A 17,363-nucleotide genomic window follows, 5' to 3' on the forward strand; every position below is an offset into this window, starting at 1 on the left:
AAACCGCCGGCTCGCCACCACGGTGAGCCGGCCGCAGCACGACACCCGTCCCAAGTCCTTGCCCTCGGCCGCCGCTCAGCTCGCGCCCCTGTCCTCCAGGCTCGCGACGCCGTCCTTCGGAGCCGCGACCCCATTCTCGCGAGCCAGCCTCAGCGCGTCGGTCAGCTCGTCGAAGGCCTCCTCGGTCGCGAAGAAGTCCTGCCTGGCACAGCCCTCGTCCACGGCTCCCGGCGCGGGTACTGCCCATGCGGCGAGCACGTGGTCGGCGTCCTGAGTGGCGGCCTGGCGAGCGGGCATCCCGACGTCCTCGTCCTGCCGGTCGGCCGCCGTGTCCGCGGGGCCGGACGGCGCGAGGGACTGGTACATCGGCTTGAGCTCCTGTCGGCCGCGGGTGCGGGTCACCGGCCGGCGGCCGGCCCGTGCGCATGCTCGGCGTGCTCGTGCCCGGTGCCCCGGACGACGACGACCGGGCAGGAGGCGTGCTGGACGCAGTGCTGGCTGACCGAGCCGAGCAGCGCCCCGGCGAAGCCCCCGTGACCACGGTTACCGAGGACCAGGAGTTCGGCACCGTCGGCGACCTTCAACAGGACCTGGGCGGCGTTGCCGCATTCCACCCGCTCGCGTACCTCGACCGGGCACTGCGGGCCCATCTCCTGTGCGACAACCTCGGCGAGCGTCTTTCCGGCGTACGCGGCGACCTCCACGTCGGCCACGCCGGCCACGGGCACACCCCAGCCGTAGACGGTCGGGTACTCCCAGGTGATCACCGCCTCGACCGTGGCGCCGACCAGGGCGGCCTGCCGTGCCGCCCACCGCAGAGCGGCACGGGAGGACGCCGATCCGTCGACACCCACCACGATCCGCCGCTGTGCCGTCATCCTGTCCATGTTGTTCCCTTTCGTGTTCTGTCGAGCAGGGTTGTGGGAGCGGCCCGGAGCTCAGCCGCGCAGGTCGAAGACCAGGCGGGCGGAGACGTTGCCGGCCAGCACCTCGTCGAAGCAGGCGTTCACCTCGTCCAGCCGCCGGGTCTCGCGGATGACGCGGGTGCGGCCGAGGGCGTGGAGGCGGAAGACTTCGGTGAGGTCCTCGCGGGTGCCGACGATCGAGCCGATCACCTTGGTGCCGTTCAACACCGTGTCGAACACCGGGAGTTCGAGCCTCCCGCCGGCCGGCAGTGCCACCAGCACGAGCGTGCCGCCGCGCCGCAGGGCGCCGTAGGCGGCCTGGAAGGAGGCGTTGCTGACGGCGAGCGCGATGGCCGCGTGCGCTCCGCCGAGCGCCTGGACCTCGGCCGCGACGTCCTGAGTGCGGGCGTCGATCACATGGTCGGCGCCGAGGTCGCGGGCGAGCGCGAGTTTGTCGTCGGTGACGTCGACAGCGATGGTCTCGGCGCCGAAGATCCGGGCGTACTGGAGGGCCAGGTGGCCGAGGCCGCCGATGCCCGAGACCAGGACCCGGGTGCCGGGGCGGGCACCGGAGACCTTGAGCGCCTTGTAGGTGGTGACGCCCGCGCAGGACAGCGGCGCCGCGTCCAGCGGGTCGATGCCGTCGGGGACGGGGACGACGTAGTCGCCGTGCGCGAGCGCGTACTCGGCGTAGGCGCCGTCCACCGAGTAGCCGCTGTTGTGCTGCTGGAGGCAGAGCGTCTCCCAGCCGGAGACGCACTGGTCGCAGCGCCCGCAGGCGTCCGCGAGCCAGGCGATGGCGACCCGCTCGCCCACCCGGACGTGCCGAACCTGGTCACCGGCCGCCTCGACGATGCCGACGCCCTCATGCCCGGGGACGAACGGCGGGCTGGGCTTGACCGGCCAGTCGCCGTGGGCCGCGTGGATGTCGGTGTGGCAGAGGCCGGAGGCCTCGATCCGGACCCGGACCTGGTGCGGCCCCGGCGTCGGGACGGGGCGGTCCTCGACGACCAGCGGTGCGGCGAAATCGCGGACGACGGCGGCCTTCATGATGATCCTGCCCTTCTGACGGTGACGAAGGCGATTCCGGTGTCCACCGGAACCGCGCTGTCTTCATCCCACCGCCTCGGCCAGGTGTCCGCTGGGGTCAGGAGGTGCACTCGCTCAAGGCCGAAGGTCCCCGGTCGCAATGGTCAGCCGATGCGGTAGCCGGTCACCACGTCGGCGCTGGTCCGCACGACGTGCTCCGTCCCACCGCCGAACCACGGATTCAGCAGCTCTCGGCAGCACCGCTGTTCCTTGGGATCGGTGACGAGCGTGGCGATCCCGGTGACGATGACGCACCAGACGGAGCGCGTCTGCGGGTCCAGGACGTCCGCCCACTCGTCTCCCCTCCTGGAGTTGCCGATGCTCTGCGCCGAATCGGCTGTCGTGATCCGCGCGACCCTGCCCGTCATGGGCGCCGTGCTGGACAAGATCACCACCCTCTCCCAAGGACCGTCAGGTCCACGCCCGCCAGGACGACCCTCAGATCCGCTCCTCGCAACGCCCTGGGGACACGAGGGGACCGATCGCCTCATAACCGGGACCAACAGGCCCTGCCGCCGACCCGTGCGAGTAGGTCACCGTCATCGCGTACGGCTGCACCAGTCCAGAACGACCGTGCGGCGGGCGCGGTGTTCGCGCATGACGTGGGAGGTAGCGGATGGACCACGACGGGCCGGCGATCGAGCTGGCCGCACTGACCAAGAACTACGGGCACAAGGTCGGCGTCGACCGACTGGACCTGACCGTCCGGCGGGGCGAGGTGTTCGGCTTCCTCGGCCCCAACGGCGCCGGGAAGACCACCACCATCCGCTGCCTGGTGGGGCTGCTACGGCCCAGCGGCGGCAGGGTCAGGGCGCTGGGGCTCGACCCGGTGGCCGATCACCGCCGACTCGCCCCGCGCCTGGGCTACCTGCCGGGCGAGTTGCGGCTGTACCTGGAGCTGACCGGCGCGCAGACGCTGCGACTGCTCGGAGACCTTCAGGGCGCTGCGACCGCGCGCCGCGCGCAGCTGTGCGAGCGGCTCGCGCTGACGCCCACCGATCTGGCCCGCCCGGTACGGGAGTACTCGCGCGGTATGAAGCAGAAGCTGGGGCTGGTGCAGGCGCTCCAGCACGATCCGGAGCTGGTGGTGCTGGACGAGCCCACCGAGGGTCTGGACCCGCTGGTGCAGGAGGAGTTCTTCGCCTTGCTGGGCGAGGCCGCTGCGGCCGGGCGCACCGTGCTGCTGTCCAGCCATGTCCTGCCGGAGGTCCAGCGGTCCTGCGGCCGGGTGGCGATCGTGCGGGCGGGGAAGCTGGTGGCCGTCCAGGGGGTGTCGGCCCTGCGGGAGGAGCGGGCCCGGCGGGTGCGGCTGGTGTTCGCGGACGGGCACGGCGCCCGTGCCCTGGGGCGCGCCAAGCGGTGGTCGCCGCGCTGGCACGGCGCTGAGGTCCAGCTGCTCATACCGCCCGAGGAGTTGGTGGCGGAGCTGCGCCGACTCCTGGCGCAGCTGCCGGTGGTGGATCTCTCGGTGGAGGAGGCCGGGCTGGATGAGGCGTTCCTCGACCTGTACCGCCGGCCGGTCGGCGAAGTGGAGGCGCGGTCATGAGAGGCCGGTTCCCCCTGTTCTGGCTGGCCCTGCACCGGCGCCGGCGGATGCTGGCCATGCTCGCTACGGGCATGGTGGTGTTCGAGGCCTTGATGGTGCTGGTCATCCGGGCGGTGCCGCCCGTCCAGATGTTCGCCGGCGGTGGGCATGCCGCACCGGAGGCATTGCAGGCGTTCTCCGGTTCGACGGGCGATGTGTCCATCGCGAGCTACGCCGGTCTTCTCGGCGCGGGCCTGGTGCACCCGTTCTGGATCGCGATGCAGCTGACGGCCATCGGATCGCTCACGGCCGCCGCCGTCGCGGCCGATGTCGAGTCGGGCACCGTCGAACTCCTGATGGTCCGCCCGGTGTCCCGGCTTCGGCTGCTGGGCGAACGGGCCGCGGCCGTGTTCGTCGCATCCCTGGCCCTCAACACCGCCGCCGTCCTGACCGTCGCGGGCGGCGTCGCGCTCTCGCCCGACCTCCACCACGCCGTCGCGCTGCGCGGCGTGTTTGCCGCCGGACTGATGGGCTTCGCGTTCACGGCCTGCCTGACCGGTCCGGCTCTGGCCGTGTCGGCCGCCGGACGGCGCAAGGCTCAGGTGATCGGCGCGACCATCGCCGTCGGCGCGGTGGGCTTCGCCGTCAACTTCATCGCCATGGCCTGGCACCCGGCCGCACCACTGAGGTACCTGAGCCCGTTCCACTACTACACACCCGGCGACGCGCTCGCCCACGGCACCCTCACCTGGGGGTCGTTCGCCGTCCTGCTGACCGTCGGAGCCGCCGGTCTCGGCGCAGCGGTCCCGCTGCTGCTCCGCCGGGACCTGGCGCCCTGACCCGAGAGGTCCCGGGCAACGCCACTGCACCCGGCGCCGGTACGCGAGTGGGGCGTGACCCAGGTGCGAGCTCCCACCGCGGGCCGCAGGTCAGACCCCAGTTCCACCTTGGTGATTGCATGGTGGTCGCAGCCGATCACCCGGACGTGGAACCTGTCCAAGGCCGAGACGGCCGCCCATCCGGGCACGGGAAGGGCGATCCGACCGGGGCAGGGGACGCCGTCCGGTCGGCCACCAATCGCGATGCCGGCTCTCCGACGTAGACCCGATCGTGTCAGCTCGGCGGGGCGGAATCAGACGTCTCGGCGGATCAAACCGGCGCTCTGAAGCAGACAGCGATGTCGCTCCCCCAGCACGATCGCCATTGACGCGCTGGAGGCCGCTCCGTGCTTCGCGCGCCGGTCCCCTTCTGCTCATGAGCCGGTGGATGGTGGGCACTTGTCTCACCAGGATCACCTGACGCGGGGAGAACTCGATGAGCACATGTCCCACCCGTGGCCGTGTCTACCGCCGCTGTGGCTGCCGCGACGAGAGCCGACGGCAGTTGGGAGCCGCATGTCCGGCGCTGCGAACCGAAGCAGCACACGGGAGTTGGGCGTGCGCGGTGGACCTGCCGTCTTCGGAGGAGGGACGCAAGACCCGCCGCCGCAGCGGCTACCGCTCGGAACAGGACGCGCGGCACGCGCTGGAGCTCGTGCTGGCCGCAGAGCGTATCGGGGTGTTCGAGGACCCGAAGATCACCGTAGGCGGCTATCTGCTCGAGTGGCTCGCGTTGAAGGAGAAGACCCTCAAAGCCTCCACCTACGCGAACTACCACGCGTACGTCCACAAAGACCTGCTGCCCGCCTTCGGGCGGATCCGGCTGGTCGACCTGAAAGCCCGGCACATCGAGAAGTGGAGCACCGACCAGCTCGCCGCCGGGCGCGGGCCCGTCGCCGTCTACCGGGCCGGCGCCATCCTGCGCAGCGCGCTCGGCCAGGCCGTGCGCGGCAAGCGCCTCACCTACAACCCGGCCCGGCGCGCAATCGTGGCACGGCCGGCTGCCCCCGAGCGCCTGTGCTGGACCCCGCTGCAGGCCGCCGCGTTCCTTCGCCACAATGCCCGGACTTACGCGGACCAGCTGGGGGACCTGTTCGAGGTGATCCTGGGAACCGGTCTGCGGCGCGGTGAGGCACTCGGCCTGCACTGGACGGAGGTGCACTTCATGGAGCGCAAGGTGTACGTCCGCTGGACCCTGACCGCGGTCAACAACAACGAGCTGCACCTGGGGCCGCCGAAGACCAAGGCAAGCCTGAACTGGGTCAGCCTCAACGCCCGGGCCATGGACGCCCTGCGCAGGCAGGCCGACCACCAGCAGTCGCTGCTCCCGCCGGGCGCACCCCTGGAGGGACTGGTCTTCGCCGGGGTGGACGGCGCGCCGTTGCGGCCCCAGCACGTCCTGAAGGAGCTTCGCCGGCGCTCGGCCGAGATCGGGCTGCCGCGGATCGGGGTGCACGACCTGCGGCACACTGCGGCCACCATCATGATCACCTCCGGTGTGCCCATGGCGGTGGTTTCCAAGACCTTGCGGCACTCCACCCTGGCCACGACCATCAACATCTACGGGCACCTGCTCAAGTACGCCGCGGACGAAGCGGTCCACGCCCTGGCCGACGCCCTCGCGCACGCCGAGGCCGACCTCGAATCGGGCCGCCCCGACCGCTTCGGACGCGCCGCCTAGCAACGGAGATCCCGGCTTCCGGGCGCCATCGGTCTACTCGTACTGGGCTTGGAGCCGGACCGGACACGGCCGGCTCCAAGCCCGGGCATGTACCGCTCGCGGATTCGCGAACCGGTGATCACGAGCCCGGATGGTCACGGCCCTCCGCCACCGCGGCAAGCGAACTGCTGCGAAGGAGTTGATCGGCGACGGGCCCGGGCACCAGCAGGTCGATACTCCCGGCCGACCAGTGCACGGCCACCTGATACACGGCGAGGACACCGGCCTCCCATCTGGTGAGCCGGTCCTCCCCCTCTTGGCCGTGGGTGCGGACGAGCGAGGGGAACTCAACCGTGAGCGAGCGGCGGGGAGCCACCGCGTGCTGGCCGGCCAAGGCGCGCGCCCGGGCGTCCCAGTCGTCGACAAGGCGATCCAGCGCGTCGAGAGCCTCCGCGCGACCTCGCCAGCGGGACCCGAACGCCTCATAGACCACCGCCATCGCCGCGCTCCTGCCCGCCTCCAGCCCGTCCCAGCCTGTAGCGCACTCCTGCTGCCAGCAGGCCCACGCCTCCTGCACCAGCCACGAACCACTGGGGCCCGGACCGACCAGAGCCGACCCGCCCTCGCCGAGCGCTGGAGCCGGCAGGGCCGCGGCGCAGGCCGCATCGAGCAGAACAGCCTCGTTCAGCAGCGAGGCCATGTTCCGACGTGCGTGGTCGACGGCCTCGGCGAGAGGGGCCTGCATCGGCTCGACCCACGACGCAAGCCACGGGTACGCCGCCGCGACCCCGTGGCTCTCCAGCAACTGCGCCTGCAGGCGCCGCCACCTTCGGCGCTGTCCCTCACACGCAGCACGCGAATCCGCCCGTCCCGACCCCTCCGTGACCAGGCCCGCCTGGAACTCCGCCCACGCCCTCAACGGCGTCAGAGATGACACCGCTTCAGCGAAGGCGACGAGCGGATGTCCACCCGGAACCGGCCACACGCAATGCGTGCACAACTCCCCGACCGCGAGCAGCAGCGGCACTTCCAGACGGTGAACCGCCGGCGCGGATCGCAGTTGCCCGCAATCCGCTCCACCATGAAGCCTTCCCAGACCGGGCAACGGCCGGAAACACGACAGCGGCAGATCCTGGAACAACCCCAGCGGAACATCGGCCGCGAAGATCTGACCCAACCGAAGCCGACGCATTTCCGGGCTCAGCATCGCGGCCTCAACCCAACAACACAAAGACGAAGAGCGAGTTGCTCAGCCAACGCGACCCGAACGCTTAGCAACGCCTCTCGGAGCACGGACGGACGAAGAGATTCCTTTGTCGCACTTTCAAGGGGTGGCAGCAGCTCAGCGAGCACGCCCAGCCCCTGGTGATCGCGTGGTGGTCGCATCAGAACGATCACTCGACCGGACTGCGAGCGAGGATTCAGGCCCAGAAATCCGGACAAATCTGCACGGATCAGTCGCCGACGGGGAAGATCACGCATGGTGCCCGTCAACTCGACGGCGACAGGTCACCCATTCAGGAGAGCTGAGCTCCTCCGACCACGAGGCACCACGCTTGACCATCCGGCCTCAACTCCAGCCTGACTGCGGCGAGTTGTCCAGCACCGCCCGCCATCAGGCGGCGTCCCCAGGCCGGTCAGGGCGCGACCACCATGCGACCACCACCCCGCGACACGCACAAAAAGGCGCTCCCATCATTCCGATGGAAGCGCCCTCCGACCTGCGAAAACTCGCGGTCGGGACGACAGGATTTGAACCTGCGACCCCTTGACCCCCAGTCAAGTGGGCCGTTCCTCTGCCTGCTTCGAGCGAAGCCAGCGCGCCAGCTTCAAGCTCTCAAATCAGCTTACCACTCGCCGAATTGCACCGCACCCGCCTCCATGCACGAGTGGACCAGCTGACAGTGGCTCAATGGTTACTATGTGCAGGAATGTCCAAATCCGAACACCGCCGCCCACTAGCGCTCAAGGCATGTGGTCCCAAAGTGGTCCCAGAGCTCTGGTCACACGCAGCAACCAGCCCTTCGAGGCCCTGCTTCAATCTCCCCAGCGGGAAGCACCTCCTTGCGGAAAGACCATCCCCCCACAAGGCACCAGTGACACAGCGTGACGATATCCGGGGGCCCATCAGATCGCACCACTGGCCGAAACGTCAGATCCAGTCTATTCCCGCCTGGGCAAAATGTGACAAACGCAATGATGTCTAGATTGCCCGACTTCTGCCATGTATGGTGTCCCGTCCATCGCCGGGCGGGCCGGCGGGTGGTGTGCTGGGGGGTTCGTGGCGGGGCTGCAGGTGTTTCGAGTCGCTGGCGGGGATGTTCGACGTGTCGAGGGCGCGGCCGTGGAGTTCGAGCGTGATCTCCAGCGGCTCGTGGAGGCGAACATGGAGGAGATGCTGGGTGGTGTCCGTTTCCTGGCGGCCGAGTACTCCACCGGTCCCGTGCACCGGGGCCGGATCGACAGCCTCGGTCTGGACGAAGACGGAAGCCCAGTCCTGATCGAGTACAAGCGCACGAGCAGTGAGTCGGTCCTCGCCCAGGGACTGTTCTACCTCTCGTGGCTGGTGGAGAACCGGTCAGAGTTTGAGGCGCTCGTCGAGCGGCGGCTGGGAGCGGAAGCCGCCGAGCGGGTGGACTGGAGCCGCCCGCGGGTGGTCTGCATCGCGGCGGAGTACACCCGCTACGACCTGGTGGCTGCGGGCATGTCCCACCATCGGATCGATATGATGGTCTACCGGCGCTACGGGGACGACCTGGTGACGCTGGAGCTGGCGGTGTCGATCGCCGGCGGCTGCGGCTCCCTGGCGGTTGGCCGGTCGGAGCGGACACGGCTGGCTTCGCCCGTGCGCCGGACGGTCAGCGACGTGCTGTCGCAGGTGGGCGGTGAGGTACGGGAGCTGTACGACGAGTTGGACGCCCGTCTGCTCGACCTGGGCGAGGGGCACTCGGTGGAGCTGCAGCACTACGTCGCCTACCGCCGCCGGCGGAACTTCGCCTGCGTCCGGGTGCTGGCGCAGGCCCAGGCTCTGGTCATCTTCCTGCGCGTCGACCCGACGACGGTCCAGCTGGTCCCGGGCTGGACCAGGGACGTCCGGAGAATCGGGCACCTCGGCACGGGCGAACTGGAGGTCCGGATCGGCTCGATGGAGGATCTCGACCGGTCAATGGCACTGCTTCGGACGAGCTACGCCGCTGCGGCGTAGTCCGTCAATGGCGATGGGCCGTACCCCCTTTGCGGGGTACGGCCCATCGCCATTGTTCGGCCCGCTCCCCGGAGGGCTGGGTCCGCGGGGCTGGCCCTGGTGTTCAGTGGTGTGCCGGGCGTACCAGGGCGGCGGTCAGCGCCGGCGCGGGCGGGATGATGAGGGTGGTGCGGTGACGAGCGGCTCGCTCGCCTGCCCGGCGGGGGGCGGATTGAGGGCCTGCTGGATGTGGGCCCGGCGGGCAGCCCAGCGACTCAGGTCGCGTTGGTAGGTCCGGACTTCCTCACCTCCGGCAACGCGCGGGTCCGGTGCGGTGGGCTGGCGGTCCTGGGGGTTCGGCTGTTCTATGGTGGTCCTCCGCATCAAGAGGTAGGGACTCCGGGCGCAGGCCCGAGTCGAGCGGGGTCAGTGTTCTTGGTCGTGCTGCGACTTTCGGGCCAGCGCGGTGATCAGGGCGCGTTCACGGACGAAGTCGGCGTGCACCTCGGGCTGGTTCGGGCCGAGGGCTTCGAGGGCGCTGTCGATCGCCGTGAGAGCTTCGGCTCGGCGCCCGAGCATCCGCCAGGCAGTGGCGGTACGGAAGAGCATGATCGGGTCGCCGTCGTCGAAGGTGGGCCACGCGGCCATCTCCAGGATCCGCTCGGCCTGGTCGGGTAGCCCGTCACCGAGCCAGAGGCCGTGGAGCAGGGCGTGGCAGACCTGGGGGTTGTCGTCGGCTTCGGCGAGGCTGCGGTCCATGGCGTCAAGAGCACCGCGCGCGGCGCGGCCGAGCAGCGCGAAGGCGCCGAGGGCGCGGGTGTACGGATCCCAGCGGACGCGCTCGTGGTCGGGGGCCTGGTCGAGGAGCCGGGTGATGGTGCGGCATCGGAAGTCGTAGCGCAGCGCGACGAGATGGAGGTGGCGGAGGGCCTGGGTGTGGATGCGGTCGGTGCCGGGCTGGGTCAGGTGGTCGGTGCCGGTGATGTGGAGCAGCGCGCTGTTGCGCCGGCTGCGGGCGTACCAGGCGAGGTGGTTGGCCAGGGTGGCGCTGGTTGGCCAGTCGGCGTGGGCGCGGCTGAGCCAGCGGGCTGCTTCGCCGGTCCAGGGTCGGCCGGCGTCGATCTCGCGCTCGACGAGCGTGCGGACGGCGGCGAGGGCGGCTTCGCGGAGGTCGTCTCGGGCGACGGCGATGCTGAGGGCGCTGTACCCGCTGGGGCGGTCGAGGAGGCCGCGGATCATGATCTGTTGGGTCTGCGGGTAGGCGGCGGCCCGGGCGATCCGCTCGATGGTGTGCAGGTCGGCGCTGGTGTCGTGCAGGTCGGCTCCGTTTGGACGGGGGGTTCCGTTCGCCGGCTTCGTGTCGGCCGGTGCGGGCTGGTTCCGGGTGCGATGGTGGCTGTTGGTGCTGGGGATGGTCGGCTCCGGGAAGCGGTGGATCTGGTGACCCAGCTGGTCAGCGGGTCCGCCGTGGTCCGGCTGGGGGCGGTGCCGCTGGTGCGGTGGCTGGCTGCGCGGCGGGCAGCGGGGTGGCCGGCGCGGATCGGGCGGCTGCGCGGCGGGCGGCCAGGTGGTGCTGGGGTGCGGTGCCGGTCCGTGTCGACTGGGCAAGACGGTCGGCTTCCCGGGCTGCTGCGGTGATCAGGAAGGTCGGGGTGTCGGGGCTGAAGGTCGCGCTCCACAGGGCGGGCGGGTCGCCTCCGTCGAGCGTCCAGGCTTCAGCCAGCGGCACGATGTCCAGGGAGCTGGGCTCGCCCCGCAGGACCGACCACAGCTTCACGCCGACGGGGCTGGTGCTCGACCGGTCCCGGTGGGGGAGGTCGCTCTTGTGCCAGCCCGACAGGCGAAGTTGGGCGTGGGCGAGGGCGGGGTCTCGGCTTCCGGGGACCGGATCGGGCCGGTAGCGGCGGTGCGGGGTGAAGCTCGGCTCGGGCGAGGATTCGAAGTCGTCCCAGACTTCTTCGACGTCGAGCCGCCGGAGGGCCTCGGCGAGCGCGACGGTGACGGCGGCGACGACCGGCGTCGGGGTGTGGGTGGTGAAACGGGCGGTCCAGGAGATGCAGTCCTCTTTACTGCTGCTCCATGGGGAGCCGTCGCCGGTCGCGGTGATGGTCCAGGGGCTGGTCCAGCGCTGGTCGGGTCGGTGCTCGGGTGTGTGGGCGACGCTGACACGGCCGCAGGGGCTGTGCAGGGTCATGTTGCCGAGTTCGTCCTCGGTGTGGCGCCAGTCCCGCAGCGGCTCGACGGCGATGGTGGGGTCCTCGGTGTCGATGTCGGCGTGCGCCGGGGTGCTCTTGTCGTCCCCGGCGGAGGGGACGGTGAACACGACGTCGCGGTACGGCCGCGGGATTTGGTGGGCCCTCCGCGTTGCCGGCTTCGGCGCGGTGGCGGCCATGAGTGTTGCGGTGATCAGGTGTGCGGGGGTGTGCCGGGAGAAGTCCGCCTGCCAACCGCGGGCCTCCAGCGGGCCGGCTGCCCGGCCGGCGACAATGGTCGTCGCGCCGGGCTCGGTGTCCGGGGCGGAGTACCAGGAGCCGTCGACGCGGTGCCACAGCTCGATGCTCTCGACGGCCGGCTCGGGGCTCTCGGCGTGGACCTGGTCGCCGAGGAGGACGGTGTCCCATCCGGCGCGTTCGACCGCGTCGAAAATGCTGCGCAGGTCGGTGGGGCCGGCGACGGCGGCGAGCCGGTCGCGCTGGAGCCGGGTGGTGAGGTGGACGAGGGTGTCCGTGACGATTTCTGCCGGTGTGCCGCTGGTGAACGTGGCCGTCCACGTTGGCGGTGCGGTCACGAGCGGATGATGGCTGATCTGCCAAGCGGTGTCGCCCTCGTGCTCGGCCGCGACCAGGAGGATGTCGTACGACGGGCTGGCCAGGCCGGCGCCGGACGGGTGCCAGTCCACCGGGCGCCAGCCCCGCTTGGTCAGGTTCGTCCAGACGATCTTCGACGCGCCAGGGCCTGCAAGACGTCGGGGAAGGACTCGGACAGTCGTGTTGTCGGGGTCGATGGTGCTCCTCAGGCTGTCAGCGGCGGTGACCGTCGCGGTTCGGGGTAGGTGGTGTTGCCCGTGGAGCAGCCGGTGGTGCGCTCCCACCGCCGGGTGAGATGGGCTGCGGGCTGCGGGTGCGGGCTGCCCGACCCCGGCGGACGTCCAACGGGGTGGGGCTGGTGGGAAGTTCGGTCAGCTGGGCGGCACCGATGACTGCGGCACCGATCGTCAGGTCGCTCAGTTCACCGACGTCACGGGTGGCTGGACCGAGCATCGCACCGGCGATGGCGTGCAGGATCCGGTCCGGGGTGGAGGTACTGGCTGCCGCGCACCAGCCCTCGTGCTCGTCGCCGATGGTGACGGTCCAGAACCCGTCCTGGCCGGCTTCCTCCCAGTCGCCCGCCCCGCCGCCGGGGTCGACGACGATCCGGTCCTGCGGAGCGTGCACCGAGACCACCGTCTCCTGCTGAGCCCGGGCGTCCCAGGTGGTGATCCACTCCGGGGGCTGGAAGAGGCTGCGCCACTCGCTGTCGGCGGCCGACCCGTGCAACCGGGCGCCGGAGCGCAGCTTGGAGGCGAGGTCGGTGGTGATGGCCTCGACGATCTCGATGGGCGTGTGGTCGGTGAGGCATACGGTCCACTGGGGCGGCTCGAACGGAGTGTCGTGCACGGCGATCTTCCACATCGCTTCGGTCCCGTTCTGGGGCTCGAAGCCGAGCCGGATCCGACCGTCGTGGGAAACGATGAACTGGTTGCCGCGGCCGTCGTCGAGGCGTGCGGCGCCGGCGTCGACGAGCGGGCGGATCGCCCGCTCGCTGTCCAGGACGGGGCCGGCGTACAGCGCCGGGGTGATGCTCAGCTGCAACCGCGGCTGGTCGTTGGCCTTCTTGACCCAGTAGGGGTTGGTGGTCAACGGCGGCTCCGATCCGTCGGCCAGGACAGCGCGCCCTCGGGTGGTTCCGTGTTGGTGGTGATCGGTGCTCCAGGTAGGTACGTGACGGGGTGCTTTCTGCGGCCGTCGGCAGCCTCTACCGGCCGCGCGCTGCGGCTGCCCGCAGGTCGGCGGGGGTGGTCGACGGGCCAGTGAGCACCGCCGGAGGCTGGGCAGCGCCGCGCTGAACACCGCGTACACGCGATTCCGTTCGGCTCTCGGCGGGGGCTGGTGTCGGTGGGGATTCGGTGAACACGTCGATGTACCGGGCGACGGCGTGCCTGAGCGGTTCGGGGTTCAGCTCGCCGTCGTGGTCGATGTCGGCCAGAGCGTGCACGGTGTGAACGAATCCCGGCCGGGGCACTGTCGCGTGCTCGTCGAAGTCGAAGAGGTTGGAGCCCAGTTGCGCCCCGCTGCTGCGCAGCACCACCTGGACGCGAATGCCGCGGTAGGTGTCGCTACGGATGCCGCCTGGCTCCAGCGCAGCGGTGATGAGGACGTCCGCGCGGGGCGCGAGCTGTTGACGGCCGGTGGTGATGCCGTCCGGCAGGGGCGCCAGGGTCGTCAGTATGGCGGCGTGATCGACGATGTCGTCTCCTTAGTGGCGCTGCGGCGTTGGGTCTGGCCGAGCGGTTGTCGTCCATCCGGCCGTCGTGCGGGGAGGCTCGTACGGCTCGCGGGTTCGGAGCGGGTCACCGGACGGGCCGGGAGACGGCTGGCTCGTGGGTCGCCGCCGCGGCCGGTGCGACGCCGCCGGCGCCGGCGCCGGCGCCGGCCGCGCAGCTTGGGCGCGCGAACTGGCCCGGTGCTCGTCTCGGGCACCGGTGAGGTGGCGCAGGACTTCCGGTGCGAGGTCCTTGTGGTGCCGCTGGACCGGCGCGGGTGTGATCATGGGCCGAGTTGCCGCGGCGATCACGTGGAGCGGGGTGCCGTTGGTGAAGTGGGCTTCCCAGTACGCGGGGGTGCCCTTCGGACCGGCCCAGAGCATGACGGTCTCGTCATAGGGGTCGAAGTCCTTGGCCAGGCCCGTCGGTACGCGCTGGACCTCGAGTCCGGCGAGGCCGTCCGGAGCAGTGAGAGGGATCACGTTGGCCGTGAACTCGCGTTTCCATCCAGCCTGTTCGACCAGCCGTGTGGCGTCCTTGACGAGGTAGCTGCGGCGGTTGAACACCTGCTCCGGGTATTCCTCAAGGTCTCCGGCGATGGTTTCCAAGAAGGCGCCGACGATCTCGACCGGGGTACGGCCGTCGAACCGCGCCATCCAGTCGGGGGCGCCCATCGGTTTGCTGCTGGCGACGAGTTGCCACGGGTCCAGGTAGTCGCCGATGAAGGCGACGCGCAGGCGGTGGCAGGGGCTGGAGATGAACAGGCTGGCGTTCTCGGGGTCGGTGTGGTGAGGCCAGTTCCGCTTCTTGATGAGCAGGTTGAGGGCATCGCCGGGCTCGCCTCCGGCGCCGGCCAGGTAGCGGGGGGCAACGTCGATCTGGGTGTCGTCGCGCATGGGCCTCGTGCAGTGGGTAGGGCGGGGTGGGAGCCGAGTGCAGTGGCCCGGTAGTCCGCGGGGTCTGGTTCAGCGTCGGGGAGCGGTGTCCCGGTGAGGCCCTGGCGGTGCCGGTGCTGACGTCTGCTCGGGGGCGGCGCGGTCCGCGGTGGTGCCCGCTCGTGTACGGGTGGCTGCCGCCTGCGCGCGCGATCCGGCGCTGGGCACAAAGGTGGCGTGGGTGGGGATGGGGCGGAAGGTGAACGATTCGTCGTAGCCGCAGCCGGGATCATTGCCGACCCAGGCTGCGTCGATGGTGCGGGTCCATTCCTGGACGTCCTGCAGGGTGGCGAAGGCATGCTCGGTCAGCGAGTACCAGCCGGGGACCGGCGCGATGTCCGTGGCGTCGAAGCCGCGAGACCAGAACGATTCGATGTCGAGGGTGATGGCCTCATCGACGTGCTGGTGGAAGACGCGGTAAGGCAGGTCCGGATCGGGGGCGTGCTGGTCCAGTGCGAGCACCCATGAGGGAGAGGGTTCCCAGCCGTAGGTGAAGTGGGCGAGGACCTCGTACCGTCCTGGTGTACGCAGTCGTTCCTCGACCTGTCGGGTGGCCGGGCTGGCGGAGCGGGCGTACAGGCCCCCGGTGTAGGTGACGGCGTCCGGGTCTGCGCCGCGTTCGATGAGCCAGCGTTCCGCGAGCGCGATCATCGGCAGGCTCTCGTAGTCGGTGGTGTAGGTGGCGGTGGTCGGGTCGCGCTGGACGTGGGCGGCGACGAACTGCGGGGCGGGCAGGTCGGGGCCGATGCAGACCTCGTCCTGGAACAGGTAGTAGCTGTGCCTCGGGGAGCCGCTCGCCGGGGTGTGCTGCAGCCGCAGGGCCGGAGTGTCGAGCAGGAAGTCGAGCATGTAGACGGCGTGTGCCGCCTCCGGAGTAGCCGGGTCGAGGCCGTCCAGGGCGAACGGGTCGAGGTCGTCCAAGGGGTAGGTGTCGATGGCGTTCTCGCTTCGGGGGACGACTCAGTGCGGCCGTCCGGGGCAGTGGGCTGGCGAAGGCGGCCTTGGCGGCAAGCTGTTGTGCCGCCGCGAGCGGCCGGGCGCCTGCTCCGGGGGCCGCACGGCAGCCTCTCCCGGAGCCTCGGCGGTTCTGACTTGCAGTGCGGCCTTCGGGTTCGGTCTCGGCAGAAGGGGTACTCAGGGCTGCTCCTCCTGCGCGTGGGCCGGACCGGCCGCGGGGCGGCGGTCCGGCCCGGGCCGTCAGGCTTCGTCCGGATCCGAGTCCGCTGCCTCGGGGTCGAGCGCGCCCGAGATGAACTGCTGCTCGGCTTCGGCGAGGCGGCGCTCGGCGATCTCGGCGTAGTGCGAAGTCACCTCTACGCCAATGAAGTTGCGGCCCTCCAGCAGGGCCGCGACGCCCGTCGAGCCGGAGCCCGCGCAGAAGTCCAGGACGGTGCCGTCCGGGCGGCAGATCTTGACGAGCTCCCGCATCACCGAGACCGGCTTCTGGGTGATGTGGACGCGGCCGGCGCGGGGCTGCGAGGCGGTGTACAGGCCGGGCAGGTAGACGGGGTGGGCGTCGCCGTCGATCGGGCCCTTGCTGCCCCACAGGACGAATTCACAATTCTGCGTGAACCTACCCTTTTGCGGTCGCGCGGCGGGCTTGTACCAGGCGAGCGCGCCGCGCCAGATCCAGCCGCCGGCCTGCAGGGCGTCGCTAGTGGCAGCCAGTTGGCGCCAATCCGTGAAAACGAGCGCGACGCCACCGTTCTTGGTGGCCCGATAGGACTCGGCGAGGAGCTGGCTCAGCCAGTACGTGTAACTCCTCTGGTCCTTGTTCTCGCCGGGGAAATCGGCGAGGGTGTGGGCGGCTTCAGCGGAGGTGTACTTCGCGCGGGCCGTCCGCCCGGTCCTTTCCTGCGTGGTACGCCCGCCCGAATTGTAAGGCGGGTCGGTGATGACGCAGTCGACGGAGTTCGAGGGGATCGCGGCGAGCCGGGTGAGGGCGTCGCCCCGGTGGATTTCGTAGGGCAAGGGGCGGGCTGTCCTCCTGGTCGGGGAAGGGGAAGGCAGCCAGAGCATGGCATCCGACCTGGGCTTTTCGGCCGCAGTCGGGCGGGTGAAGCCGACGCTTGGACCGTGGGCTCCGGCTGCGAGGAGGAACCTAGCTCACGTGCGGCTCGCGACCTAAAAAGGCCCGATCCGGCCGCCGGTGAAGATCGTTTTAGGTTGCGAGCCGCACCTTGCCTATCGTCTCCTGTGCCCCGGAGAAAGCCCGCCGGCCCGCTGATCTTCGTTTTAGGTTACGAGCCGAACCTCGCCTACCGTGGGGCACTCGATCGGGACGCTTCCCTCGTTCGACCCAGCGTCCATCGTCCTTTTTAGGTCGCGAGCCGAAGAGGGGCTAACGTCCTGCGGGTCGGTCGCCGGGATATCCCCGTGCCGAGCGTTCGCCGCTTTTTAGGTCGCGAGCCTTCGATTCGGTAGCTTCGACGATCTCAAGCGAATTCCATCTATCCGTTCCAGGGGACAGCCATGCCCTTTTCGAGATTACGAGCGCGGCTTGCTGCCGCTCTCGCCGGCCCGCCCCTCCGCCGAAAGGGCGGGCCCCTCACCCCGCGCTCGGTCGCATGACCCGACAGGAGACCTCATCATCCGCTCCCTCACCGCACGGACGCCGATTCCCAGCTCCCGGCCTCCGGACGCCTCCACCGCCGCTCCGGCGGGA

The 17,363-nt window shown here is 70.5% G+C and carries 16 protein-coding genes; 4 read left to right on the forward strand and 12 right to left on the reverse strand.

The window, feature by feature from the left end; genetic code table 11:
* Positions 1-75 precede the first annotated feature (75 nt).
* From BG452_RS00400 to BG452_RS00415, 4 genes are all read right to left on the reverse strand, one after another.
* Positions 76-366, reverse strand: coding sequence for a hypothetical protein (locus BG452_RS00400; protein WP_188302059.1), 291 nt, complete (start codon positions 364-366; stop codon positions 76-78).
* A 32-nt stretch (positions 367-398) separates the two neighbouring features.
* Positions 399-878 carry a universal stress protein gene (locus tag BG452_RS00405; RefSeq protein WP_317620837.1) on the reverse strand — a complete coding sequence of 160 codons (480 nt, stop codon included), beginning with the start codon at positions 876-878 and terminating at the stop codon, positions 399-401.
* 60 nt (positions 879-938) lie between these two features.
* Entirely contained in the window at positions 939-1,955 is a 1,017-nt protein-coding gene (adhP, locus tag BG452_RS00410; protein WP_188302061.1) for an alcohol dehydrogenase AdhP, read from the reverse strand.
* Between the two features lie 143 nt (positions 1,956-2,098).
* Positions 2,099-2,362, reverse strand: coding sequence for a hypothetical protein (locus BG452_RS00415; protein WP_188302062.1), 264 nt, complete (start codon positions 2,360-2,362; stop codon positions 2,099-2,101).
* A 248-nt stretch (positions 2,363-2,610) separates the two neighbouring features.
* Here BG452_RS00415 and BG452_RS00420 point away from each other — a divergent pair, with 248 nt between their 5' ends.
* The 3 genes from BG452_RS00420 to xerC all read left to right on the forward strand — a co-directional run bounded on the left by BG452_RS00420 (position 2,611) and on the right by xerC (position 6,078).
* A complete protein-coding gene (locus BG452_RS00420; RefSeq protein WP_188302063.1) occupies positions 2,611-3,540 on the forward strand; it encodes an ABC transporter ATP-binding protein in 930 nt (309 codons plus the stop codon).
* Positions 3,537-4,358 (forward strand): ABC transporter permease subunit, encoded by an 822-nt coding sequence (locus BG452_RS00425; protein ID WP_188302064.1) that lies wholly within the window; start codon positions 3,537-3,539, stop codon positions 4,356-4,358. The genes BG452_RS00420 and BG452_RS00425 overlap by 4 nt, the downstream gene beginning before the upstream one ends.
* A gap of 604 nt (positions 4,359-4,962) precedes the next feature.
* Positions 4,963-6,078: a tyrosine recombinase XerC gene (xerC, locus tag BG452_RS00430; RefSeq protein ID WP_188302065.1), complete on the forward strand. Its 1,116-nt coding sequence runs from the start codon at positions 4,963-4,965 to the stop codon at positions 6,076-6,078.
* 118 nt (positions 6,079-6,196) lie between these two features.
* Here the strand turns inward: xerC and BG452_RS00435 are convergent, their stop codons facing one another.
* Entirely contained in the window at positions 6,197-7,264 is a 1,068-nt protein-coding gene (locus BG452_RS00435; RefSeq protein ID WP_188302066.1) for a hypothetical protein, read from the reverse strand.
* A gap of 1,074 nt (positions 7,265-8,338) precedes the next feature.
* On the opposite strand from BG452_RS00435, the gene BG452_RS00440 reads away from it, so the two are divergent.
* Positions 8,339-9,262: a DUF5655 domain-containing protein gene (locus BG452_RS00440; RefSeq protein ID WP_188302067.1), complete on the forward strand. Its 924-nt coding sequence runs from the start codon at positions 8,339-8,341 to the stop codon at positions 9,260-9,262.
* Between the two features lie 405 nt (positions 9,263-9,667).
* Here the strand turns inward: BG452_RS00440 and BG452_RS00445 are convergent, their stop codons facing one another.
* The 7 genes from BG452_RS00445 to BG452_RS00475 form a co-directional block, all read right to left on the reverse strand.
* The gene (locus BG452_RS00445; protein WP_188302068.1) at positions 9,668-10,480 is read right to left on the reverse strand and encodes a hypothetical protein; all 813 of its coding nucleotides are present in this window, start codon (positions 10,478-10,480) and stop codon (positions 9,668-9,670) included.
* A gap of 214 nt (positions 10,481-10,694) precedes the next feature.
* Entirely contained in the window at positions 10,695-12,140 is a 1,446-nt protein-coding gene (locus tag BG452_RS47535) for a DUF317 domain-containing protein (protein WP_188302069.1), read from the reverse strand.
* Between the two features lie 121 nt (positions 12,141-12,261).
* Positions 12,262-13,140, reverse strand: a complete 879-nt coding sequence (locus BG452_RS00455) for a DUF317 domain-containing protein (protein ID WP_188302070.1) — start codon at positions 13,138-13,140, stop codon at positions 12,262-12,264.
* Positions 13,141-13,255: 115 nt separating this feature from the next.
* Entirely contained in the window at positions 13,256-13,588 is a 333-nt protein-coding gene (locus BG452_RS00460) for a hypothetical protein (protein ID WP_188302071.1), read from the reverse strand.
* A gap of 168 nt (positions 13,589-13,756) precedes the next feature.
* Entirely contained in the window at positions 13,757-14,659 is a 903-nt protein-coding gene (locus BG452_RS00465) for a DUF317 domain-containing protein (RefSeq protein ID WP_188302072.1), read from the reverse strand.
* Positions 14,660-14,728: 69 nt separating this feature from the next.
* A complete protein-coding gene (locus tag BG452_RS00470; protein WP_188302073.1) occupies positions 14,729-15,619 on the reverse strand; it encodes a hypothetical protein in 891 nt (296 codons plus the stop codon).
* A gap of 276 nt (positions 15,620-15,895) precedes the next feature.
* Entirely contained in the window at positions 15,896-16,669 is a 774-nt protein-coding gene (locus BG452_RS00475; RefSeq protein WP_188302074.1) for a DNA-methyltransferase, read from the reverse strand.
* Between the last annotated feature and the right edge of the window lie 694 nt (positions 16,670-17,363).

The sequence above is a fragment of the Streptomyces sp. CBMA123 genome (assembly GCF_014596465.1).
Taxonomy (GTDB): domain Bacteria; phylum Actinomycetota; class Actinomycetes; order Streptomycetales; family Streptomycetaceae; genus Kitasatospora.

Excerpts from the sequence above, each read along its gene's own strand:
- adhP (WP_188302061.1), bottom strand. The coding sequence starts at position 1,955 with ATGAAGGCCGCCGTCGTCCGCGATTTCGCCGCACCGCTGGTCGTCGAG.
- BG452_RS00420 (WP_188302063.1), top strand. The coding sequence starts at position 2,611 with ATGGACCACGACGGGCCGGCGATCGAGCTGGCCGCACTGACCAAGAAC.
- BG452_RS00445 (WP_188302068.1), bottom strand. The coding sequence starts at position 10,480 with ATGATCCGCGGCCTCCTCGACCGCCCCAGCGGGTACAGCGCCCTCAGC.
- BG452_RS00415 (WP_188302062.1), bottom strand. The coding sequence starts at position 2,362 with ATGACGGGCAGGGTCGCGCGGATCACGACAGCCGATTCGGCGCAGAGC.
- BG452_RS00425 (WP_188302064.1), top strand. The coding sequence starts at position 3,537 with ATGAGAGGCCGGTTCCCCCTGTTCTGGCTGGCCCTGCACCGGCGCCGG.
- BG452_RS00465 (WP_188302072.1), bottom strand. The coding sequence starts at position 14,659 with ATGCGCGACGACACCCAGATCGACGTTGCCCCCCGCTACCTGGCCGGC.
- BG452_RS00405 (WP_317620837.1), bottom strand. The coding sequence starts at position 878 with ATGACGGCACAGCGGCGGATCGTGGTGGGTGTCGACGGATCGGCGTCC.
- BG452_RS00400 (WP_188302059.1), bottom strand. The coding sequence starts at position 366 with ATGTACCAGTCCCTCGCGCCGTCCGGCCCCGCGGACACGGCGGCCGAC.
- BG452_RS00435 (WP_188302066.1), bottom strand. The coding sequence starts at position 7,264 with ATGCTGAGCCCGGAAATGCGTCGGCTTCGGTTGGGTCAGATCTTCGCG.